Source organism: Streptomyces sp. NPDC021225 (assembly GCF_044332865.1).
Taxonomy (GTDB): domain Bacteria; phylum Actinomycetota; class Actinomycetes; order Streptomycetales; family Streptomycetaceae; genus Streptomyces.
The window spans coordinates 119391-141423 of sequence record NZ_JBIRPV010000003.1; the positions used below are offsets into that span (position 1 = coordinate 119391).

A 22033-nucleotide genomic window follows, 5' to 3' on the forward strand; every position below is an offset into this window, starting at 1 on the left:
GATGCCGCCCGCTCCACGACCTGTCCGCGGGGGTGGCGGGTCGTTCTTGGTACGACCCCGAGAGGTATATGTGTCCAGGCTGCAAGCCGAGCACCTGTTCAAGGTGTTCGGCAGACGACCCGATGAGGCGGTGGCGAAGCTCGAGGGCGGAACGGACCGTGACGAGCTGCGTGCGAACGGCACGACCGCGGCGGTCATCGACGCGTCCTTCGCTGTCGAGGCGGGCCAGATATTCGTCGTCATGGGTCTGTCCGGATCCGGCAAGTCCACGCTGCTGCGCATGCTCAACGGACTGCTGGAGCCGACCGCCGGACGCGTCCTCTACGACGACCAGGACCTGACGGCCCTGGCCCCGCGCGAGCTCCGCGAGGTGCGCTCTCACAAGATCAGCATGGTCTTCCAGCACTTCGCCCTCTTCCCGCACCGCAGCGTCCTGGAGAACGCCGCGTACGGCCTGGAGGTGCAGGGCATCGCGCGCGCCGAGCGCGAGCGGCGCGCCGCCGAGGCGCTCGGCCTCGTCGGCCTCGCCGGCTGGGAGAAGTCCTGGCCCGACGAGCTCTCCGGCGGTATGCAGCAGCGCGTGGGCCTGGCCCGCGCCCTGGCCACCGACGCCGACCTGCTGCTGATGGACGAGTCCTTCAGCGCGCTCGACCCGCTGATCCGCCGCGATATGCAGGACCAGCTGCTGGAGCTCCAGAAGCGGCTGAAGAAGACCATCATCTTCATCACCCACGACCTCAACGAGGCCATGCGCCTCGGCGACCGCATCGCCGTCATGCGCGACGGCCGGATCGTCCAGATCGGCACAGCCGAGGACATCCTGGTCACCCCGGCCAACGACTATGTCGCCTCCTTCACCCAGGATGTCGACCGCGCCCGGGTGCTCACCGCCGGCGCGATCATGGCCGACCCCGAGGAGGCGCTGGGCACCACGACCCCGGACGGCGCGGTGCTGCGCACCGAGAGCGACGTCCTGGAGGCCGCCCCGGCGATCGTCACCCCGGACACCCCGATCGTCGAGCTGTTCACCCCCTGCTCGCGCAGCGGTGTCGCGGTCGCGGTGACCGACGAGGACGACGGCTCGCTCATCGGCGTCGTCCCCCGCGCCCGGCTGCTCGCCGTGCTCGGCGAGCCGGAGAGCGGACCGGACGACACCGGGACGGACGGGGCGACCGACGCCGGTGACGCGCCGAAGATCCTGGCCGCCGGGGTGTCGAAGTCTTCCGGCTCCCCCGAGGCCCCCGAGGGCAAGGTGATCGCCGGTGCCTAGGCTCGAACTCGGAAGCTGGATCCAGTCCGGCGTCGACTTCCTCCGCGACAACTTCGCCTGGCTCTTCGACTTCATCGCCAAGGTCGTCCAGGGGATGTACGACGGCGTGCACGATGTGCTCGCCGCCCCCGCCCCCCTGCTCCTCGCGGGCATCCTCGCGGTGCTCGCCTGGTGGCTGCGCGGCCTGGTGCCCGCCGTCCTCGCCTTCGCCGGCTTCGCGCTCATCGACTCGATCCAGCAGTGGGACGAGGCGATGGAGACGCTGTCGCTGGTGCTGGTCGCCGGTGTGATCACGGTCGTGCTCGCGGTACCGCTGGGCATCTGGGCCTCGCGCAACCGCGCGGTGAGCGCCGTGCTCCGTCCGGTGCTGGACTTCATGCAGACGATGCCCGCCTTCGTCTACCTCATCCCCGGCATCTTCTTCTTCGGTGTCGGCGTGGTCCCGGGCATCATCGCGACCATCGTCTTCTCCATGCCGCCGGGCGTACGGATGACCGAGCTGGGCATCCGCCAGGTCGACGCGGAGCTCGTCGAGGCCGCCGAGGCCTTCGGCACCACCCCGCGCCGCACCCTGCTCCGGGTGCAGCTGCCGCTCGCCCTGCCCACGATCATGGCGGGCGTCAACCAGGCCATCATGCTCGCGCTGTCCATGGTCGTCATCGCGGGCATGGTCGGCGGCGGCGGCCTCGGCTCCTCCGTCTTCGAGGCGATCAGCTCGGTCGACGTGGCCCTCGGCTTCGAGGGTGGCATCGCGGTGGTCATCCTCGCCATGTATCTGGACCGGATGACGGGCGCCCTCAACCAGCGCGTCTCGCCGCTCGGCCGGCGGGCCCTGGCCAAGCAGGCCGCAAACGCCGTGGGCGGCCTGAAGGTGCTCCAGTGGCGCCCCGCGACCTCGGTCGCGATGGTCGGCGTTGTCGTCCTCGCGCTCGTCGCGGGCGGGCTGAACATCTTCGGCGGCGACGACAGCGGCCAGAAGGTCACCGCCGACATCGGCAAGGGCCGCACGGTCAAGCTCGGCTACATCAACTGGGACGAGGGCGTCGCCTCCACTTACCTGTGGAAGGAAATCCTGGAGCAGCGAGGTTTCAAGCCGCAGCTTCAGACGTATGACATCGGCACGCTGTTCACCGGCATGGCCGCCGGTGACGTGGACATGCAGACCGACGCCTGGCTGCCCGCCACCCACGCCTCGTACTGGAAGCAGTACAAGGATCAGCTGGAGGACCTCGGCACCTGGTACGACAAGACCTCCCTGGAGGTCGCGGTGCCCTCGTACGTCAAGGGCGTCAAGACCCTGGATGACCTCAAGGGCAAGGCCGGCACCTTCAAGGGCAAGATCATCGGCATTGAGCCGGGCGCCGGCGAGATGAAGATCATGAAGAACGATGTCCTCCCGGGCTACGACCTGAACGGCGAGTACACGCTGGTCAAGGCCTCCACCAACGCCATGCTCTCCCAGCTGGAGCGCTCCTACGCCAAGAAGGAGCCGGTGGCGGTCACCCTGTGGTCCCCGCACTGGGCGTACAGCAAGTACAAGCTCACCAAGCTCGCGGACCCCAAGGGCGCCTTCGGCAAGGGCGACGGCATCCACGCCATCGGGCGCAAGGGCTTCTCCCAGAAGGAGCCGCAGATCGCCCAGTGGATGAAGGACTTCAAGCTCTCCGAGAAGCAGCTCACGAGCCTCGAGGCGGCCATCCGGGACGCGGGCAAGGGCAAGCAGCAGGACGGCGTACGCGCCTGGCTGAAGAAGAACCCCGGCGTCGTCGACAAGCTCGCCCCCGCGGGCGACACCGGCGCCGCCAAGAAGGGCAAGCAGGCCGGCGCCGCGCCGCAGATCGGCTACTTCCCCTGGGACGAGGACGTCGCCACCACCTACCTGTGGAAGAACGTCCTGGAGAAGCGCGGCTACAAGCCGTCGATCAAGCAGTACGACGTGGGCTCCATGTTCACCGGCATGAGCGCCGGGCAGATCGACGTCGAATTCGACGGCTGGCTGCCGATCGCCCAGAAGCAGTACTGGGACCGGTACAAGAAGGACCTCGTCGACATCGGGGCGTGGTACGACAAGACCTCGCTCGAGATCGCGGTGCCCTCGTACGTCAAGGACGTCAAGTCCCTGGCGGACCTCAAGGGCAAGTCCGGGATGTTCAAGGGCAAGATCATCGGCATAGAGCCGGGCACCGGCGAGATGCAGCTGCTCAAGAGCAAGGTGCTCAAGGAGTACGGCCTGGACAAGGAGTACGAGGTCACCAACAACGCCTCCCCGGCCATGCTCGCCCAGCTTCAGCGCTCGTACGCCAAGAAGGAGCCCGTCGCCGTCGTGCTGTGGACCCCGCACTGGGCGTACAGCAAGTACCAGCTGACCAAGCTGGCCGACCCGAAGCAGGCGTTCGGGGCCAACAACGAGATCCGCTCGCTGGGCCACAAGTCCTTCCCGAAGAAGTACCCCGAGTTCTACGGGTGGCTGAAGAACTGGCACATGACCGAGCAGGAGCTGGCGAGCCTGGAGCAGGCCGTTCAGGACGCCGGCAAGGGCAACACCGAGCAGGGCGTCCAGAAGTGGATCGACGCCAACCCCGGCATCGTCGACAAGATGGCCCCGGTGAGCTCCTGACAGCCCACCGGCAGCAGCCGGAAGCATTAACCGCCGCCGCGGCCGGAGCGCTTCGCTCCGGCCGCGGCGGCGGTCTTTCGGACGGCGCACAGGCGGGCCCCTACGCGCCGGAGCGCACCCCGAGGACCCCGCCCGTACGCGCCCTCACCCCTCCGCGTCGCAGCAGGTGTCCCGCCGCAGCAGCCGCCCCACTTCCAGCCAGTGCTCGGCCGACTTCCCGTGCCGCGCCCGGCCTCCCTCCGGGAAGGCCCGGACGAGGTCGTCCCGCTCGTACGGCACCCCGCCGCGCAGCACCGACACCGTGCGCACCAGGGAGTCGAAGTCGGTGAAGGGATCGCCGTCCACGACCGTCAGGTCCGCCAGCTTCCCCACCTCCAGGGTGCCGAGGTCCCGGTCCGCGCCGAACGCCCGCGCGGGCAGCAGGGTCGCGGTGCGCAGCGCCTCCGCGGCCGAGAGCCCGTACCGGTGCAGCGCCCGCAGCCCCAGGTGCAGATGGAGTCCGACCGCCACCAGCGGCGCGTCCGTGCCCAGGGCGACGAGACCGCCTCCGGCGAGGATCTGCCGGTAGACGCCGATCTCGGTGCGGAGGGTGGCGAGCTGGGTTGCGGTGGGCGGGGTCCCGGCGAGCTGCCGCACCATGGCGGTGTCCCACGGCGGCATGAGCCGGGTGACCCGCTCGTCCTCGGCCAGCGAGGGGTCGGCCCCCACCAGCGGCGAGGCGGTGAACGGCGTGGCGATCAGCCGGAAGTCCGTGGCGGTGTATATCTCCGTCACGTCCTGGAAGGACCGCCCGGTCGCCGTCGTGGCGTGCCCGTACTCCAGGCGCTGCGTGGCCTGGAGATGGGTGGTCAGATCCTGCCCGAGCTGCACGCCGGGCGAGCACAGATGGCTGCCGCTGCGCACCCCGAGCCGGTCGTGGGCGAACCGGGCGGCCTCTTCCATGATCCAGCCGGGCGCTCGCACGTACGTCTTGACGAAGTCCCAGTCGAGCGCCGCGCCGCGCTCCAGCGAGCGGCGCAGCCCCTCCCGGGTGCGGTGCGCCCGGCCCATGCTGTACGCGACGCGCGGCCCGTCCAGCAGCTCCCCGGTCGCCAGCAGCCGGGGCCCGGCCAGCGCGCCCGCCGCGATGGCCTCGCGCAGCCGCGCCTGCTCGTACGCGAAGCCGCCGAGGGAGACGGCGGTGGTGATGCCGTAGGCGAGCTGGAGCATGGTCTGCCGGGCACCGTAGGTGTACTGCCAGGGATGCGTATGGGCATCCCAGAGACCGGGCAGGACGGTGCGGCCGGAGGCGTCCACGCGGCGCTTCGCCGGCCGCCCGGCACGGTGCGGCTCGACGGCGGTGACGCGCCCGCCGCGCACCACGATGTCGACGTCCTCGCGGACCGTGGAGTCGTCCCCGGTGCCGTCCCAGAACCTCCCGGCGTGGACGACGGTGTCGGCGGGGCGCGGGCGCCGGTGGTCGAGCGGGACACGCACGGTACGGGCCGTGCCGGCGGCCACGTCCAGCAGCCGCAGCTTGCCCGCGGACAGGTACAGGATGGAGCGCGAATCGCCCGACCAGGAGGGGTGGTCGGCGCTCTCCTCGGTCAGCCGGCGCGGCTCGCCGTCCGGGGTGCCGTCGGGCCGTACGGGCAGCAGCCACAGGGCGGACTCGGCGATCACGGCGAGATGGCGGCCGTCGGGGGACCATACGGGGCCGGAGTCATAGCGGTCGGAGAGCGAGGTGTGCGGCGCCAGGGCGTACAGCCTGGCCGCGCCGCTGCCCGCGTCCACCACCCGGATGAGGTTGTAGCCCTCGCGGAACCGCTGGTTCAGCCGGTTGCGGTCGCAATAGGCGACAAAGCGACCATCGGGCGACCAGCTCGGTCTGCCGGGCAGCCCGCCGCCGCCGAGCGGCGCGGCCAGCGTGCGCTCGGTGCCCGTGGCCAGATCCCGCACGACCAGGTTTCCCGACATGTCGACACAGGCGAGGCGGTCGCCCGCGGGGGACAACGCGGGGTGCACCCGGCCCCCGGAGGCCAGCTCGGTCTCCTCGCCGGTGGCCAGCTCCCGGCGGCGTACGGCGAGCAGCCCGTCGCGGTCGTCCGCGTAGACCAGCGCCCGCCCGTCGGGCGTCCATGTCGGCGCCAGCAGATAGCGGGTGGGCGAGGCACGCACGATCCGGCGCGGCGGGCGGCCGCCGGCGGTGTCCGCGACCCACAGGGAGTTCAGCGCGGCGAAGGCCACCTTGCGCCCGTCGGGGGACAGCGCGGGCAGATGCACCCCGCGCACCGGCCGCGCCCCGCCGCCGCTGTCGAAGTCGTACCGCTTGACCCGATAGCGCGGCCGGTCGACGGACATGGCGGCCTCGAACGGTATCTCCTCGCCCGCGCCGGGAGCCTCGGGCCGCACCAGCCGGAACCGCCCGCCCACGGTGAGCAGCAGCTCCTCGTCGGCGGTCCAGCGCGGCGGCACCGGCTGCACATCGCCGGCCACCGGCACGGCCACGCCGTCCACGACCAGCGTGCACGAGGCGTCGGGCGCGGGGGTGGTGCGCAGATAGGCCAGGGCGCCGCCGGGGGACACCGAGGGCGCGAGCAACTGGACGCCGGCGGCCGTCTCGGTGTGCTCCACCGCCACCGGCCCGGTGCCGTCGGCGCGCACCGAGGCCACCGTACGGGCGTCCAGCGCGGTCCCGGCGAGCCGTCCGCGCACGAAGATCACCTGCTCCCCGTCGGGGGACCAGGCGGGGTCGAAGTCCTCCCAGGCGCCGTCCTGAAGCGGCCCGTCCTGGCCCGGCACCCCGGTCAGCCGGGTGAGCTCCCCGGACGCCACCTCCAGCACCCACACCCGGTACGGGCTGCCCGCCACCGGATCGCCGCCGCGCTCGGAGGCGAACGCGATCCGCGTACCGTCCGGCGACCAGGCCGGGCCCCGGTCGTCCCAGGGCCCGTCCGTGCGCTGACGCACATCCGAGCCGTCCGGGCGCAGCGTCCACAGATGGAAGCCACCACCCCGGTACGCGCAGACGGCCAGCAGCTTCCCGTCGGGGGAGAACACGGGCCGGGTCGGCTCCAGATCCGGCGGGGTGAGGGCGGTGGCGGCGCCGCCCTTCCGGGGGAGGGACCACAGCACGTTCTGAACCTCGGCGACCAGGCGGTCGCCGGAGGGGGAGAGCGTCGCGGCGCCGTTGGTGGCCCCGGTGAACGACAAGGTGAGCGCGGCCTGCCGCCCCTGGGCGACAGCGGCCTGCGCGGGCAGCCCGGCCGCCGCCCCGGCCACGGCGGCGGTGCCCGCGGCGGCCTGTAGGAACCGGCGACGGGAGAGGGGCTCGGCTGTGACGGGAGTGTCTGCGGTGTCCAACGGTCCTCCTGGAACACGAGAGTTGTGCAGAGCAGGAGTAAGCAGTGGTGCGTGCAGCGCTTGATCGTTTCACAGCCCAACGGCCCCGGGTCAACACTCGTGACTCAAGGCGCCAACGCTTGAGGCACACAGGTGCGAGGCAAGAGAAGAGAACGATCGCCTGGCACAGGAACCGCCTGGCGCGGGAGAGGAGACGACATGCCGAGGGACGGCGTGACCCACCGCAGCGACCACCTCCCCACCCCGGACGGCGTACGTCTGGCCACCTACACCTGGCTCCCGGAGACCGGCAGCCCGCGCGCGATCGTCCAGATCGCCCATGGCGCCGCGGAACACGCACAGCGCTACGACCGCTTCGCCCGCCATCTGTGCACCCACGGCTACGCCGTGGTCGCCTCGGACCACCGCGGCCACGGCGCGACCGCCGCCTCCACGGGCGGCCTCGGCGTCGCGGGCGAGCAGGGCGACGCCTGGCGCGCCATCGTCACCGACCTGCGGGCCGTCGGCGACCGCGCCCGCAGGGAGCTCCCCGGGGCACCACTGTTCCTGCTGGGCCACAGCATGGGCTCGATGCTCGCCCGCGACTGCGCCCAGGAGTACGGCGACGACCTGTCCGGCCTGATCCTCTCCGGCACCTTCCGCTCACTGCCCGCGACCGACACCGACGCGGCCATCACCCGCCTCGAGGCCGAAATCGCCGCAGTCGGCCGCACCGCCCCGTCCGGCTTCACCCCCCAGCTCTTCGCCTCCTTCAACGACCCCTACGAATCCCGCACCGGCTACGAATGGCTCTCCCGCGACCCCGCCGAGGTCGCCGCCTACGCGGCGGACGAGCGATGCGGCTTCGCCTTCAGTGCGGGTCTGTCCCTCGACTGGGTCCGCGCCGTCCGCAAGATCAACAACCCCCGCAACCAGGCCCGCACCCCGACCCGGCTGCCGGTCCACATCGCCGTGGGCACCGAGGACCCGTGCAACCAGCGGATGACGCTGGTCCATGAACTACTCGAGGACTTCCGCTACCTCGGCACCCACGACCTCACCTGGAAGGGCTACCCCGGCGCCCGCCACGAGATCCTCAACGAGACCAACCGCGACGAGGTCCAGCAAGACCTGCTGACCTGGCTGACCACCCACACCTGACCCCACCCGCCCGCCCCCACCCAAACGAACGAGCAACCGGACCACGGACGCCCTGCCACCCTCCATCAACCGAGCGTAACCAGCGCGCCCGCCCCGCCTCGCCTGACCCCGCTGAAAGGTGGCAGCGACCACCCCCTGAAGTGCGGTATTGTTCTCTTGCGCGACCGGCCAGGGCAAAGCCCAAGCCGGACAAGCACCGGGACGTGGCGCAGTTTGGTAGCGCACTTGACTGGGGGTCAAGGGGTCGCAGGTTCAAATCCTGTCGTCCCGACCAGCATCATCGCAGGTCGGAGGCCGTTTCCGCGGGTAGCGGAGGCGGCCTTAACCATGTCCGGGCTGGGAGCAAGTGGGAGCCCTCTGGGAGCCCTCGTGCTCCCAACTCGCAGACGTGTCAACGGTGCCCGATTCGTCCGTCACCCGATCAGGTAGACCTACAGCGCAGTACCGCGCCCCCACGCGCCGTCGTCAACCACAGGCCCCCGAGATCACCCGATCGATTCGGATGCTCTCTGCATCGAGAGGTATAAGAACCCCTTGTCGGCTCTCGACCCCCTTTCGAGGTGGGAGCACGATCTCGTGCTCCCCATGCGACAGGGGGGAAGCTGTGGGCTGAGGGCCTCGGTCGGTGTGTTTCCGCAGGCAGCCGTTGCTCGGGTGTCCCGGCCGCAAGGTGCCTGCCGTGTCAAGGCGAGGTAATGCCCCTTGGCGTTCGCCGGCAGATGGGGCACTCCCAGGGCGTGAGCGCCCTATCGGGCTCTGTAGCGCCGTAGCGAGACAGTCGGCAGGTGCGTTGGGGCGCAGAAATAGTGTGCCAAGCGACTGCTGGACTGGCCGCGAAGGGGTCTCCGAAAGGGGGGAGGCAAGGCTCCAGCCCGGTCGTCCTTGGGATGGAAGGTCAGCGGGATGGCCGGGCCGTGCCTGGAGGGTGGTGCGCGAAGTGACGAGCTGCTGGCCAGGGTATTGCGATAAATCTGGTGTTGCGGTTACACGGTGACGGTGGGTTGGGCCTCTCAACTTGTGCCGGGTCGTGGTGGCCCGGCCTTTCGTGAGGGGAACTGGATGGATACGGCAACCGTGGTCCTGGCCATTGTCTCGATTGTCTCTGGCAAGGTTTGTCTGCTGGTTGGCCTGTGGCTGCGTCTGCGCTGGCGTACCCGTGAAGGGTGTCATTACTGCCGTACGGCGGCTGACCTGGGGCTTTGCGATGGCCCGAATATGGGCATGATCTCTGATCGTGGGTCTGCGACTGCTCTACCTGATCTTCTGCCGACTGCTGGGCTGCCTCCTCTTGCTGAGCCGATCGACCGCCGCGAACAACGCTGAGATCCTCACGCTTCGCCATGAGGTCGCTGCTGCGCCGACAGATCGAGCGCCCGCGGCTCTCATGGGCCGATCGTGCCGTGCTCTCCGCTCTCGCACGGCACCTGCCATCCGCCTTCCGCCGCCACCGGCTGGTCACCCCGGGCACACTGCTGACCTGGCATCGCCGTCTGGTGCGCTGGAAGTGGCACCAAGCGCCGGTCAGGCCCGGTCGGCCACCGTTGCCGGAAGAGACGGTCGCGCTCATTCAGCGCCTGGCAAGGGAGAATCCGACCTGGGGGTATGTCAGGATCCAGGGTGAGCTGCGTCGGCTTGGTCATCGGGTTGCCGCCGCTACGGTCCGGCGCGTTCTGCGCCGCTCCGGTCTACCGCCCGCGCCGCAGCGAGCATCCCAGCAGACCTGGCGCTCGTTCCTCCGCGCTCAGGCCCACACGCTGCTCGCCTGCGACTTCATGCATGTGGAGACCGTCTTCCTCAGACGTCTCTACGTCTTCTTCGTCATAGAGATCGCCACCCGGCGCGTCCATGTCCTGGGCGTCACCGCCCACCCCACCGGCGCGTGGGTCACCCAACTCGCCCGCAACCTGCTCATGGACCTCGAGGACAGGGCTGGGTGCTTCCGGTTCCTCATCCGCGACCGGGACAGCAAGTTCACCACCGCATTCGACACCGTCTTCGCCGGCAATGGCATAGCCGTCATCCCGACGCCGCCGCAAAGCCCCCGGTTTAACGCGTTCGCCGAACGATGGATACGCACAGCCCGCGCAGAGTGCACCGACCGCCTCCTCATCACCGGCGAACGACACCTCAGTGCTGTCCTCACCACGTACGCCGAGCACTACAACACCGGACGGGCCCACCGCAGCCTCGATCTACGTGCCCCGGACGACCACCCGAGCGTCGTCCCCCTGCCTGCTGCCGTAGTCCGACGGCGGCAGCTACTCGGCGGCCTGCTCAACGAGTACCACACCACGCCACCCCAACGACTTCTCCATCCACAAGAAACGCCCAGCTCAGCGGCCTGATCGGGATATTGACACCCTTCAGGGGCGGGTGACCTGACCAGTGCGGAGCGCGAAGAGCTCAGGCGACTGCGCAGGCAGAACGTCGAGCAGCAGAAGACGATCGAGATCCTGAAAAAAGCCGCGGCCTTCTTCGCTCAGGACAGCGGCCGGTGAACGAGGTCTACCGGTTCATCGCTGCGGAGAAGGCCACGTATCCGGTGACCCTGCTGTGCCGTGTCCTGGGCGTAGTCCGTTCCTCTTTTTATGCCTGGCTGGAGGCTGAGGAGGCCCGAGAGGAACGCGTGCGCGCGGATGAGGCCCTGGCCCACGAGATCATGGTGATCCACCTGGCCTCGAAGGGTGCCTACGGTGTCCCGCGCGTGCACGCCGCGCTGCGGCGGCTGGGCTGGCCGGTCAACCGCAAGCGGGTGGAGCGGATCATGCGCGAACGCCAGATCACCGGTGTCACGCGCCGAAGACGCCGCTCGTTGACCCGCCCCGGCCAGCAGGCCCGGCCGGCCCCAGACCTGATCGGCCGTGATTTCACTGCCGCCCGGCCAGGAACACGGCTGGTCGAGGACATCACATACCTGCCCACGCGTGAGGGCTGGCTGTACCTCGCCTGCTGGCTGGACCTGGCCACCCGCGAGGTCGTCGGCTACGCGATGGCCGATCACCATCGCGCCGAGCTGGTGGTCGACGCTCTGCGGATGGCCCACGGCCGGGGCAACCTGGAACCCGGCTGCATCACCCACAGCGACCGCGGAAGCGAATACACCTCGGCTGAATTCCGTGCCGAGATAAGCGCGTTGGGTCTTCGCCAGAGCACCGGCCGGACAGGTTCCTGCTTTGACAACGCTGCCGCCGAGAGCTTCTGGGCTGTACTCAAGGAAGAGATCGGTACCCGGATCTGGCCCGACCGGGCCACCGCCCGCGCCGAGGCCTTCGCCTTCATCGAGACCTTCTATAACCGGCGCCGACTACGCAAGCACCCTCTCTTCGGGTATCTCACACCCCACGAGACGCTACAGCGGTTCCGCAACGACCAAGTACTCGCAGCATAGAAGAAGAGTGTCCGGGATCACGGGGAAACTTCACTTCTCCAGCGTGCACTGGTGGAAGATGCGTGGCATTGGGAGACGTATCAACGGCCGACCTCAGCTGAGACGCTACGGAAGCGACTGCACGTCGGGGCGGCCAGGTCCCGGATGCTGGTGGCGGCGGTGCGTTCGACGAGGACCGATCATCTGGCGGTCGAGACATCATCTGGCGGGGTCGACCGTTCGATCGCTCAGGCTTACCGCCAGGTCGACGGTGCAGGCGAGGAAGGCCTGGCGGATGAGTGATCCTTCCACACGGTGCTGTGCGAGGAGATCTTCTTGATGCCTTCTGTCGATCCGCGGGCGTCTGGGCGGTGGCCTGGTCGCCGCCCGCGTCTGGGACATTCCGGCAGCGGGCGGCACGGTGCTCCAGAAGTGGCCGACCATCGCTCCGGAGTTAGCCGTGCACGTTGCCGCGTTCGCGTTCGACGCGGCAAGCGGGCAGCTGGACCTGCGCCCGGACTCCTCCGCCTGCGGGGTCCAGGCCCGGCTGAGCGCGGTGCACGCTGGTTGCGGCCGCCAACAAGGCGGTGGGCCAGGACGTGGTCCGCACGATCCGATTCTTGCCGCCCGGCCCGGCCACGCCTGCCCCCGTCGGCACCGTGGCCGCGCCGCGGGCGGCGGGTGCGGACGGCGTCGACGCTTCGGTGCGCGCGCGTGAGGCCGCCTCGCCGGGGTACCGCCGCAGGCTGGCCTGAGCAGCGGATTTGACTGGGCGTCCGAGTACGGCCCCAACTCATCCGGGAAGTCTTTGGACTGCGGTGCCCGGTGATACAGGTTCACTGCAGAGTGCCGTAGTGACGATCACGTCCGATAAGTACTTACTGAATCGAATTTGCCATAGTGTCACACGAATAAGCCAATTACGTCGAATACATATTCGGTAGAAGCTTGTGTTCTCCATACCCTTCACCCCGGCACGGCCCACCGGGGGCTGAGACGCGGGGCGAGCGGCAGGGGACAGTGGCGTGGTCCGGCGCGGAACGCGTCCGGGGCACGGCGGCTCCCTGGCCCTCCCGGCAGCAGTCGGCACCGCGCACGCCAGGAAGCGGAGAAGGAGATGACTGTGCCCTTAAGACGGTTGGTGCGCATACGGGCTGGAGGGCTGGCCGCGCTGGCGGCGGCCTTCCTGTTCGTCGTCACCGAGGTGGCGTGGGCGGCTGTCACCGACAACATGTATCCGACGTACAACGCATCGCGCCCCTGCAGAGACGATCCTGACGGCGGTGATGGGATTCTCTCCTGCCAGACAGACAACCGCGAGGTCTACTACTACATGGACAGCGGCGGCACCTACGAACTGGAGTCCCCGGACCGGACGATCGTCTCTGACATGCTCCGGGACGATTACGCACCGACCGACCTGGCGCGCCACTATGACTCGTCGCCGACGTTTAGCGGAGATGCCGAGACCGACATCATCTACCAGGAGGGATCCACCAACATCGGCTCCAGTTCCGATGGTGTCACCTGGTGCAATGACGCTGTCGACGCCCGCCGCTGCGATCAGCAGTACATCCGCATCCGCGGCAACGGTTACTACACCCCGGGTCTGTCATGCCACGAGACGGGACACGCCGTCGGGCTGACTCATGGTCAGCAGGCCGACCCGAAGCTCAACCAAACCGACTCCCGTCTCGGCTGCTTGCAGACGCCTGTCTCGTACGGCACCGGGCTGGGCGCCAATAATCGGGAGAACATCAATGGCGCGTACTGAGACGCCCGGGAGTGGCCGCATGCGACGCAGCACCCGCCGTACGCTCCTCGGTATGGCCATGGCTGTAGCTCTGGGCGTAGGCCTGACGGCCTGCGGCCACAGCCAGGCCTCGGGAAACGCCGGGGACATCGTCCTTGGGCAGGGCGCTGATCACCTGCCGAACCAGACGGCCTCCGACTGGGTGACATACGCCGACCACGTCGTGGTCGTCTCGGCCACCGGCGAGAGAGAGATCGCCCCTGCTGCGCAGGAAGTGGAGCGCGGAGAGGGGACAGTCGGTCGCACGGTCACCCTGTCGGTCGACAAGGTGCTGTGGTCCCGGTCCGACGCTCGTCGCCCGGCGCCGGATGTCTGGGAGTACAGCGCCATGGGTTGGCAGTTCCTGGACGGAGACACCGAGAAACGTACGAAGATGGCGCTGGTCGACCAGCCCCGGGTCGAGCTGGGGCACCGCTATGTCATGGCGATCACCTGGGAAGAGGCCGCATGTTCCCCCGGTGACGCCGCGGAACCCGCTCAGTGGCGTGGGCTCGGCGAGGGCTCAGAGCTGCCATTCGACGGAGGTGTCATCGGCCAGGGCGAGTTGGAAGGACGTCCCCGCACGGCCGCACAGGCACGCAGCACACGGGAGGCCGGGGATGACGCCGGGCTGGAGGACCAGCTGGCCGGCCGCGGCGAGGAGGCACTGATCCAAGCACTGGAAGCGGCTCAGCCACGCGAGCCGGAAGCCTTCGGCCCTACACGGCCGCGCCTCAACTGCGACTGATTTGACGATCCCGATGCGGTAGCTCGGTCAGTGGTCTGTCCCGCGCCCCGGCGCAGGACAGACCACTGACCGGAAGCACCCCTCCTCACGGCTGAACGTTCCCACGTGCTCCTCCGTCGTAGGAGGGACAAGACGCCCGCCACAACAGGGACAAGGAGGGACGGCCCATGACCCAACGCCGCCGCACGGCACGCCGCACCCGGCGGCACGCGGACACCGCCCACGCCCACGAGCCAGACGGGCACACGCCCGGCTCGCAGACGCTCGATGGGACCGACATAGACGTGGCACGTGTGCGCGCGATCCTGACACTGGGCGGCGTGCCGTGGGGCGACCTCGACGACGGCGTGCAAGAGGTGCGGCTCAAGCTGCTGGAACAACACGCCGATCGCAGCCGTGCCGTCATCCGCGACGCATCCGCGTGGAGCAGCGTCGTCGCCGCCCGCGTCGCTGTCGACTGGCACCGGGCCGGTGCCCGCGACGACGGGCTTCGTGCCCGCCTCGCTGCCCGCTGGGTGCGGCAGCCCGCCGCCGAACACACCCAAGAGGACCGCACCCTGGCCCTCGCGGTAGCGGACGGACTCGGCACCCTGCCCCGCCACCAGCGCCAAGTACTGACACTGCGCTACTACATCGACCTGCCGGTGCGCGACATCGCACAACTGCTCGGCATCCCCGAAGGGACTGTCAAGAGCCGCCTGCACACGGCCGTGGCCGCACTGCGCACCCGGCTCCACGAAACGGAGGTGATCCACGATGACCGAACCGACCGAAACTGAGGAGACCCGGCTGCGGCGGGCGCTCACACTGATTGGTGAAGAAGCCGGGCGCCCCGATCCCGTCACGGCCCCCACGCCGCCCCGTACGGCCACTCCGGCTCACCCGCCGCGACGACGGCGGCGCATCCGGGCGGTGCTCGCCGTGGCAGCGACCGCCTGCGCCGCCGCCATCGCCACGACGGTTGCCGTAACCGTCGGCGGCGACTCCGGGACCGAACCCGACACCACAGGCCGGGGACAGACCTTCCCGGAGGCCCTGGCCTGCGCGACCAATATCGTGGAGGGGGACCTCACCTCAGTTCGCCCAGCCGGTCACGATCGCGTACGGGTGACCATGTCCGTGGACCGGTGGTTCAAGCCCGGCAAGGGACCCACCACGACACAGTTCGACCTTGCCGATCCCACCGTCGCGGACCCAGCCGAGGCATACGCCGTCGGCGAACACCTCCTCCTGTTCGTCCCTCGGCGGGAAGGCCAGATCGCTGACGTCTATCAAGGCAAGGAGGTACGCGCGATGCGCGAGCGGATCACCCGCACCCTGCCAGAAGCCGCCCACACCACCTGCCCCCCAGAATTCCGCTGAGGGACGCAGGACAGAGATAGAGGCTGCGGCGATACCGGTGAAGGCCTTTAGCCCGTAGCGACGGTGCGGGCGGCGGCAATTGGTGAGCCAGGACAGAGATGCGCTCAATCACTCAGGGGTGCCGGCTGCGTCGGCCGGATGTCTCGACACCACGGCGGGCGACACGCGGCACAATCTGTGACGCAAGTGACCGCGCGGTGCCCGGCCTGCGGGTGGGGGCACCGCGTCGCTTTCGGTGTCAGCACATTTTGTAGTCGTACCGGCTGCTGCTTTACGAGCAGGGGTCGACCTTGGTGCCGCTCGCCCTTCGCAGGGTGGCGGTGTCGGAGACGTTGTTCCACACATAGGCGCGGCGATTCTGGTACTTCGTGGAGGTGGTGTCGGCTCCGCGGCCGGTCCGAGGTGTAGCGGTGGTTGCTGGCGTCCGAGACGGTCCAGCCCTTGAGGCTGACGCCGCGCGAGGTGCTGTTCTTCACCTGCACGTACTCGGCGTTCAAGCTTGTGTTGGAGCGGGTGTCCGAGCCGGGCGAGTCGTAGTAGATCTTGTAGATGCGCAGCAAGCCAGCGGCCTGCTCCTGGACAAGCGCGGCTACGGACGCCGCGCGGGCCTCGGCCGTCTGCTGAAGCTCCTCGCTCACACTTCTCCCCACCGCGTCAATTGTCCCGCACCGGCAGCGCGCGGACGGCCTCGATCGTCTCCACCGGCCGCGCACTGATGCGGGAAGCCGGCCTCGCCGGCATCAGCCCCCGCCGCACCGGCAAGGGCTTCACCCGCCGTGACCCGGACGCTGACCTTGCCCCGGACCTGGTGCGGCGCGACTTCACCGCGAGCGAGCCGGACCGGCTGTGGGTCACCGACCTGACCATGGTCTCCACGCTGGAAGGACCGCTGTGGCTCTCGGCGATCAGGGACGCGTTCTCCCGCCGGGTGGTCGCCTGGGAGACCTCCGCCCGCGCGGACGCCGACCTGGTCCTGACCACGCTGGAGTACGCGCTCGCGTCCCGTGAGGTCGAGCCCGGCACGCTCATTCACCATGCGGACCACGGCTGTCAGTACACGTCCATCAAGCTCACAACACGCCTGGTGCGGGCAGGAATTAAGGCATCCATGGGATCGGTGGGCGACTCCTACGACAACGCGCTGGCCGAGAACCTGTGGATGCTGATCAAGACCGAGTGCGTCCGCGGCCGGGTGTTCGCCACCCGGGCCGAGGCGAACCTCGCGCTCTTCGAGTACATCGACGGGTTCTACAACCCCCGCCGCATCCAGAAACGACTCGGCTACCTCAGCCCCATCGAGTTCGAGGAGAAGCACTACGCCAACCAGGCAGCGGCCGAACCAGTGAACCTGAGACCCCGTAAACCCGCCCTGACCAGCTAGTCAGCACCTCCCACACAGCGGGGGAAGCTCAGCGGGGAGAGTCCGGTGGAGGACTGGCATGCGGCCCGGGACGGCATCCCGCAGTGCGAGATGATGCGCCTGAATGCTGCTGCTACTCGCGCTGTGCGTGATCGTCTGAGTGCTGAAGCATGGGGGAAACATCGCCCGGAGAATGCTCAAGCGCCGAGCGAAGCTGCGAACTCGATCTTCGCGTCGCTGTATCAAGTGTTGGCCGATCCGCAGCGCGTTCTTCCGGATGGCCGCGTTCTGCGCGACTTGGCGCCCGGCTCCGAGAAGTGGAAGGAGTTCGAACGGCACGTCTTCGTGAACTGCCGCCGGTGGGCTGTTTTAGAGTCCGCATACGGCCCGCGGTCTGTGCTGGTGCTTCTGGCCTGTCATGCCGTTGGACGCGTCAGGAGGTGGTGGCTTCGGCCGGACTGGCCAGCGCGCGTACAGGAGTTCCTCCGGCGACTGGACGTTCCTGAGGCTTGGGAGGAGGACCCGGATATAGCTGACTACATTCGGCGGCAGCCGCCTCCTGATGCTGCTTGCCGCGATGCCTTGCGTCGGCAGTTGCTGGATGGGCCGGACCGGTTCAGTGCCGCTGCTGCCAGTTACTGCCTGCGAGCTGGGCTTGGGCTGCTGACGCCTTGGGACTATGGGTGGCGCGGTTACTGCCGACGCGATATACCGACTGCCCGTCTCGCTCTCGTCGTGCCTCCGGGCGTTCCGGGCGTCACACCGGCAGAAAGAGATTGCTGAGGGCTGTCGGTCCACCGGTGCGGACGGCGGCGGTGCGGAGGAGACCGACGTGTGAAGACGACGGATCTGGCGGCACTGTGTCCAAAAAGGCGCGGAATCTCGGTCTTTTGGTGTGCGGGGGACACAGCGACCGAGGAGCGCGGATGCCGATTCTGGACCTGGACAAGATCACCGCAGGGCTGGCCAAGACCTGGGACGGGTTCCTGCGCGACTGGGACCGCTCACTGCGCGCGGGGAACTATCCGGAGACCACTCGCTACAACTACCTATTGGCTGCGGCCCAGCTGGCCCGATACCTGGGTGACATCGGGCCGGGCGGAGAAGAGGCAGCGCAGGACCCGGCCGAAATCACGAAATCGCACATCGAGGCATTCCAGGCCTGGATGATCAGGAGCCGGTCAGCGTCGACTGCGTTGAACAAGCACAAGGCTCTGCAACAGTTCTTCAAGTGGCTGGCATTCGACGAGGAGGAGATTAGCCGTTCGCCGATGGAACATGTCAAACAACCCAGGACCGCCCAGAAGCTCATCCCGATCATTCAAGACGACGACACATCCAGGATATTGGATACCTGCAAGGGGAACTCCTTCCTGCAGCTGCGTGACGAGGCGATCATCCGGCTGCTCTGCAATACCGGCGCACGCCTGTCCGAGGTCGCCTACCTCCAGGTAGAAGACATCGATCAGAACACCGACTCTGTCCGCTATCACGGGAAGGGCAGCAAAGACCGTCGCGTGCGCTTCGGCCACCGGACTGCTCGGGCGATCAGCCGCTACCTGCGGGCTCGTGCCAGGCACAATGGAGCGACGCTGCCGGAACTGTGGCTGGCCGACCGCGGTGGTCGGCCACTGGCATCCAATGGCATCAAGATCATGATCAGGCGACGTGGACAGGCTGCCGGATTGACCGGTGTCCATGCCCACCGCTGGCGACACACCTTCGCCCATGGGTGGAAACGTGCTGGCGGCGACAGCGGAGACCTGATGCTGCTTCTGGGATGGACCTCCGACGATATGCCCCGCCGCTACGGTGCCAGCGCAGCAGCGGAACGAGCCCAGGAGACCCACCTCAGGATGGGAATCGGCGACCATGTCTGAGCGCTCTCGAGGCAGAGTGCGCAAGCCGGGGCTGACCGCTCAGCAGCGGAGTTACCGGGCGAGGGCGGCGGCTCATGCATCTTGGGCGAACACCAGCGACCGAGCCGCTCGCACTGCGCCGGGAACGGCGGCCTTTCTTGAACGATTCGAACGCCAGGTAGATCCTGAAAGTGTCCTTCCGCTCGAGACCCGTCGTCAGATGGCTATGCACGCCCGAATGGCTTACATGCTGCGGCTCGCGAAGCGTTCCGCTGAAGCTCGTCGCCGAAGGCGAAGTGAGTAAGTGTCTCGGAGATGGCGACGACCGGATCATCTGTGGTGGTCCGGTGGGTGTGACTGTCGGGCAGGTCGTCCCAGTGGCGCTCGTCGACGACCCGGGCGGCCGCAGCCGACCGCCCGCGGGTGGACAGCCAGCCAGGGGGTTGCTGTCCGGGCGTGGGATGGTGGCCTGCAGGGTGACGGTGGCTGCCGAGGCGCGGATCTCGACGAGCTGGTGGCGGTGGACAGGTGGGCACCGAGTAGAGGTTGGTCCTTGGGCGCTTCCGCAGCCGTGGTCGGCGTCGTCACCGACGCCGGGGAGGCCGCCGCGCTGCGCCTGCGGCTGATCTTCGGGCCGCTGGCCGACCGCACCGGCCGCTTCTGGACCCTGACCATCACCGGCGAGCGCCTCAGCTCCTGACCGTTACTGAGATTCCGGGCGTGATGTCGGGAGGCTGCATGGGCTCTGAACCGCGGTTCTTTCTGATCGTCCGGCGACAACACGCAGAGATCATGAGTAGTGCCTGACTCCGAGTGCGCGCTCAGCGGTGTGCGTGCCCAGTCCGCACCGCCCGTGGGGACGGGGCCGGTGCGGTGAACGACCCGGCCGCGGACTCCCTGGCGCCACAGGAGACCGCGGCTGGGTCTCCCCTCCGACCCATCGCCTTCGCCACCTCTCCTACTTCCCGCACATGGAGCCCACCATGGCCGCTGTACTCATCGCCGACCACCAGGCACTACAGCGGCTCGGCCACGTGCGCTCGTGAATCCCACCCGGCCCTGATCGCGGCCGGAGAGGCGAAGGCCAGCCCCGAGACGCTCTGCACAGCCGTCGAACTACGGCCCGGTGTTGTCCTCATGAGCATCCGCCTGCCGGTACCGACGGCATCGAGATCACCGCTGGATCGTGGCGTGCAGCAGCCGTCACCTGTCCCGCTCCTGACGACGTACGAGGGAAGAGTCACGTCCACACCCGCCTGCACGCCGGCGTCGGAGGTCTTATGCGGTGGCCTTGGGGCTGTGCCGGGCGCCCACCGGCGCCGGGGAATCAGCGAGGACAGCTGCCGCGAACCACAGTCGATCTGCTGGCTCGTACTGCACCGGTCCCGACAGTTGCCTGCGCAGCACCGCGTTCTCGTGCCGCCGTACCCACAGTTTCGCTTCCTTGGATGCGTCCCGCCGCAGCAGCAACGCCGGGACCGCGAGCAGTTTCCGAGCCACCTGGTACACCAGAGAAACGATCGCCCGGCCAGGGTTCCAGCAGACCGTGATGGCGCGCCAGACCACCTCCGAGCAGCAGCGATGAGTTTCCGAACGGCACAGGATACGCACAGCCCGTACCGAGTGCACCGACCGGCTCCTCATCACCGGCGAACGACACCTGCGCACGGTCCTCACCACCTACGCCGAGCACTACAACGCCGGACGATCCCACCGCAACCTCGGCCTACGAGCACCCGACGACGACCCGAACGTCATCCCCCTGCCCGCTGCCACGGTCAGGCGCCGCCAGGTACTTGGCGGACTGCTCAACGAGTACCACACCATTCCACCCCGGCTGCCTCACCATCCACAGGAAACGACCAGCTCAGCAGCCTGATTGGAATATTGACACCCTTCAGGGTGGAGTGGGTGCGGGCGCGCCCGCCTGCCCGCAGCAGGCCCCGCTTGCTGCACTGCGCGAGGATGGCGTTCAGGATCTGCTGTTCCAGACCGTGGGCGATCAGCCGGTCACGGAACTCGCTGAGCACCGAGAAATCGAACCCGGAGTCGGCGAGTTGGAGGCCGAGGGCGTATTTCCAGTCGATCCGGCCGCGCACCGCATCAGCGGCCTGCCGGTCGGTCAGCCGCTCTGCATACTGCCCCACGCTGACCAGCGCCGGCATCCCCGGAGACACGGACGGACCACCCCGATGCGCGAACGCCGCCACGAACCGCTCGCTTTCAAACACCGTCCCGAACTCGTCCCTGATCCGCATGGCCAGGCAGCCGCGCGGGAACGCAGCACGGTCCTCGGAGAACCGCGCCACCGTCGTCGGCTGGGGCTTCACCGCCTTCGCACTCGCAGGTGTGTCGTCCATGATCTTCGTCGGCCTCGCCGCGGTGCGCGGCAGCACCGATTATTCGGTCAGCGTGCCGTCCAGCCGCCGTCCACGTACAACTCGGAGCCTGTGACGAAGCTCGCGTCCTGGGAGGCGAGGAACGCGACCGCGCCCGCGACCTCTTCCGGCCTGCCGAGCCGCCTCATGGGGGTGCCCTCGACCATCGCGGTGTGGCGGGGCGTGCCCCGCCACAGCTCGCGGGAGAGGGGTGTCTCGATGAAACCGGGGTGGATCGAGTTGACCCGGACGCCGCGCGTGGCCCAGTGCAGGGCGGCGTTCTTCGTCATCAGCCGGACCGCGCCCTTCGCCGCGTGGTAGGAGAACTGGCTTCCGAAGCCGCCGACCGTGCCGAATATCGACGCGATGTTGACGATCGAGCCGCCACCGGAGCGTTCGATCGCGGGTCCACCGTGCTTCATGCCGAGCCAGACACCGCCTTGGGTCACCGCGATGACCTTGTCCCACGACTCCTGGGTCTCCGTCTCCACCGTGCGCATCTCGGCGATACCCGCGTTGTTGACGAGCGCCGACAGGCCACCCCAGGCGGAGACCACGCGCTCGACCGCGCCGCGCCACGCCTCCTCGTCACTCACGTCCAGCGCGAGGCCCAGTGCCCGCGCTCCACCGGCCGTCAGCTCTGCCGCCAGTCGGTCGCAGCGCCCGGCGTCCACGTCGGTCACCACGACCGTGGCACCCTCGGCGGCCAGCCGGCGCGAGACGGCGGCGCCAATGCCGCCGGTCGCTCCGGTGACCAGGGCGATCTGTCCGGACAGTCGGTCTCGCACAGGCTTCCCT

At 68.8% G+C, this 22033-nt stretch carries 16 protein-coding genes, 1 tRNA gene and 3 pseudogenes; 15 read left to right on the forward strand and 5 right to left on the reverse strand.

All coding sequences use genetic code 11. The annotated features are described in order from the left end of the window. Nucleotides 1–70 precede the first annotated feature (70 nt). Together ACH4S9_RS14165 and ACH4S9_RS14170 are read left to right on the forward strand one after the other, a co-directional pair. Complete coding sequence (locus tag ACH4S9_RS14165; protein ID WP_385351863.1) at nucleotides 71–1270, forward strand: glycine betaine/L-proline ABC transporter ATP-binding protein; 1200 nt, start codon at nucleotides 71–73, stop codon at nucleotides 1268–1270. Continuing rightward, the gene (locus tag ACH4S9_RS14170; RefSeq protein ID WP_398371949.1) at nucleotides 1263–3887 is read left to right on the forward strand and encodes an ABC transporter permease/substrate binding protein; all 2625 of its coding nucleotides are present in this window, start codon (nucleotides 1263–1265) and stop codon (nucleotides 3885–3887) included. Before ACH4S9_RS14165 ends, ACH4S9_RS14170 begins: the two co-directional genes overlap by 8 nt. Nucleotides 3888–4031: 144 nt before the next feature. Here ACH4S9_RS14170 and ACH4S9_RS14175 read toward each other — a convergent pair whose 3' ends face one another. After that, complete coding sequence (locus tag ACH4S9_RS14175; protein WP_398371951.1) at nucleotides 4032–7229, reverse strand: amidohydrolase family protein; 3198 nt, start codon at nucleotides 7227–7229, stop codon at nucleotides 4032–4034. A gap of 198 nt (nucleotides 7230–7427) precedes the next feature. Between ACH4S9_RS14175 and ACH4S9_RS14180 the strand changes: the two genes are divergently transcribed. From ACH4S9_RS14180 to ACH4S9_RS14225, 10 genes and pseudogenes are all read left to right on the forward strand, one after another. After that, complete coding sequence (locus ACH4S9_RS14180; protein WP_361189556.1) at nucleotides 7428–8369, forward strand: alpha/beta hydrolase; 942 nt, start codon at nucleotides 7428–7430, stop codon at nucleotides 8367–8369. Between the two features lie 197 nt (nucleotides 8370–8566). Continuing rightward, nucleotides 8567–8643 (forward strand) — tRNA-Pro (locus tag ACH4S9_RS14185). Between the two features lie 785 nt (nucleotides 8644–9428). Then, on the forward strand, nucleotides 9429–9692 hold the full coding sequence (locus tag ACH4S9_RS14190; RefSeq protein ID WP_311729884.1) for a hypothetical protein: 264 nt from the start codon (nucleotides 9429–9431) through the stop codon (nucleotides 9690–9692). Further along, nucleotides 9604–10714, forward strand: a pseudogene (locus tag ACH4S9_RS14195) (integrase core domain-containing protein). Before ACH4S9_RS14190 ends, ACH4S9_RS14195 begins: the two are co-directional and overlap by 89 nt. A 125-nt stretch (nucleotides 10715–10839) precedes the next feature. Then, a pseudogene (locus tag ACH4S9_RS14200) lies at nucleotides 10840–11757 on the forward strand (IS3 family transposase); the annotation flags it as partial. 599 nt (nucleotides 11758–12356) lie between these two features. Next, nucleotides 12357–12491: a hypothetical protein gene (locus ACH4S9_RS14205; RefSeq protein ID WP_398371954.1), complete on the forward strand. Its 135-nt coding sequence runs from the start codon at nucleotides 12357–12359 to the stop codon at nucleotides 12489–12491. 362 nt (nucleotides 12492–12853) lie between these two features. Then, on the forward strand, nucleotides 12854–13510 hold the full coding sequence (locus tag ACH4S9_RS14210) for a hypothetical protein (RefSeq protein ID WP_311729887.1): 657 nt from the start codon (nucleotides 12854–12856) through the stop codon (nucleotides 13508–13510). Between the two features lie 19 nt (nucleotides 13511–13529). Then, nucleotides 13530–14276, forward strand: coding sequence for a hypothetical protein (locus ACH4S9_RS14215; RefSeq protein ID WP_311729888.1), 747 nt, complete (start codon nucleotides 13530–13532; stop codon nucleotides 14274–14276). A 167-nt stretch (nucleotides 14277–14443) separates the two neighbouring features. Further along, a complete protein-coding gene (locus ACH4S9_RS14220) occupies nucleotides 14444–15055 on the forward strand; it encodes a sigma-70 family RNA polymerase sigma factor (RefSeq protein WP_311729889.1) in 612 nt (203 codons plus the stop codon). Next, entirely contained in the window at nucleotides 15033–15638 is a 606-nt protein-coding gene (locus tag ACH4S9_RS14225) for a hypothetical protein (protein ID WP_311729890.1), read from the forward strand. The genes ACH4S9_RS14220 and ACH4S9_RS14225 overlap by 23 nt, the downstream gene beginning before the upstream one ends. A 271-nt stretch (nucleotides 15639–15909) precedes the next feature. Here ACH4S9_RS14225 and ACH4S9_RS14230 read toward each other — a convergent pair. Continuing rightward, nucleotides 15910–16198, reverse strand: a pseudogene (locus tag ACH4S9_RS14230) (lamin tail domain-containing protein). A 98-nt stretch (nucleotides 16199–16296) separates the two neighbouring features. Between ACH4S9_RS14230 and ACH4S9_RS14235 the strand changes: the two are divergent. From ACH4S9_RS14235 to ACH4S9_RS14245, 3 genes are all read left to right on the forward strand, one after another. Then, nucleotides 16297–17019: an IS3 family transposase gene (locus ACH4S9_RS14235; RefSeq protein WP_311729891.1), complete on the forward strand. Its 723-nt coding sequence runs from the start codon at nucleotides 16297–16299 to the stop codon at nucleotides 17017–17019. Nucleotides 17020–17924: 905 nt separating this feature from the next. Next, complete coding sequence (locus tag ACH4S9_RS14240; protein WP_311729892.1) at nucleotides 17925–18878, forward strand: tyrosine-type recombinase/integrase; 954 nt, start codon at nucleotides 17925–17927, stop codon at nucleotides 18876–18878. Nucleotides 18879–19410: 532 nt separating this feature from the next. After that, the gene (locus tag ACH4S9_RS14245; protein WP_311729893.1) at nucleotides 19411–19557 is read left to right on the forward strand and encodes a hypothetical protein; all 147 of its coding nucleotides are present in this window, start codon (nucleotides 19411–19413) and stop codon (nucleotides 19555–19557) included. 578 nt (nucleotides 19558–20135) lie between these two features. Here the strand turns inward: ACH4S9_RS14245 and ACH4S9_RS14250 are convergent. From ACH4S9_RS14250 to ACH4S9_RS14260, 3 genes are all read right to left on the reverse strand, one after another. After that, nucleotides 20136–20366, reverse strand: a complete 231-nt coding sequence (locus tag ACH4S9_RS14250; RefSeq protein WP_385346469.1) for a hypothetical protein — start codon at nucleotides 20364–20366, stop codon at nucleotides 20136–20138. 299 nt (nucleotides 20367–20665) lie between these two features. After that, on the reverse strand, nucleotides 20666–21253 hold the full coding sequence (locus ACH4S9_RS14255) for a transposase (protein WP_385346471.1): 588 nt from the start codon (nucleotides 21251–21253) through the stop codon (nucleotides 20666–20668). Between the two features lie 11 nt (nucleotides 21254–21264). Next, nucleotides 21265–22023 carry an SDR family NAD(P)-dependent oxidoreductase gene (locus tag ACH4S9_RS14260; protein WP_398371961.1) on the reverse strand — a complete coding sequence of 253 codons (759 nt, stop codon included), beginning with the start codon at nucleotides 22021–22023 and terminating at the stop codon, nucleotides 21265–21267. Nucleotides 22024–22033: the final 10 nt, after the last annotated feature.

Excerpts from the sequence above, each read along its gene's own strand:
- ACH4S9_RS14180 (WP_361189556.1), top strand. The coding sequence starts at position 7,428 with ATGCCGAGGGACGGCGTGACCCACCGCAGCGACCACCTCCCCACCCCG.
- ACH4S9_RS14190 (WP_311729884.1), top strand. The coding sequence starts at position 9,429 with ATGGATACGGCAACCGTGGTCCTGGCCATTGTCTCGATTGTCTCTGGC.
- ACH4S9_RS14210 (WP_311729887.1), top strand. The coding sequence starts at position 12,854 with ATGACTGTGCCCTTAAGACGGTTGGTGCGCATACGGGCTGGAGGGCTG.
- ACH4S9_RS14215 (WP_311729888.1), top strand. The coding sequence starts at position 13,530 with ATGCGACGCAGCACCCGCCGTACGCTCCTCGGTATGGCCATGGCTGTA.
- ACH4S9_RS14220 (WP_311729889.1), top strand. The coding sequence starts at position 14,444 with ATGACCCAACGCCGCCGCACGGCACGCCGCACCCGGCGGCACGCGGAC.
- ACH4S9_RS14225 (WP_311729890.1), top strand. The coding sequence starts at position 15,033 with ATGACCGAACCGACCGAAACTGAGGAGACCCGGCTGCGGCGGGCGCTC.
- ACH4S9_RS14240 (WP_311729892.1), top strand. The coding sequence starts at position 17,925 with ATGCCGATTCTGGACCTGGACAAGATCACCGCAGGGCTGGCCAAGACC.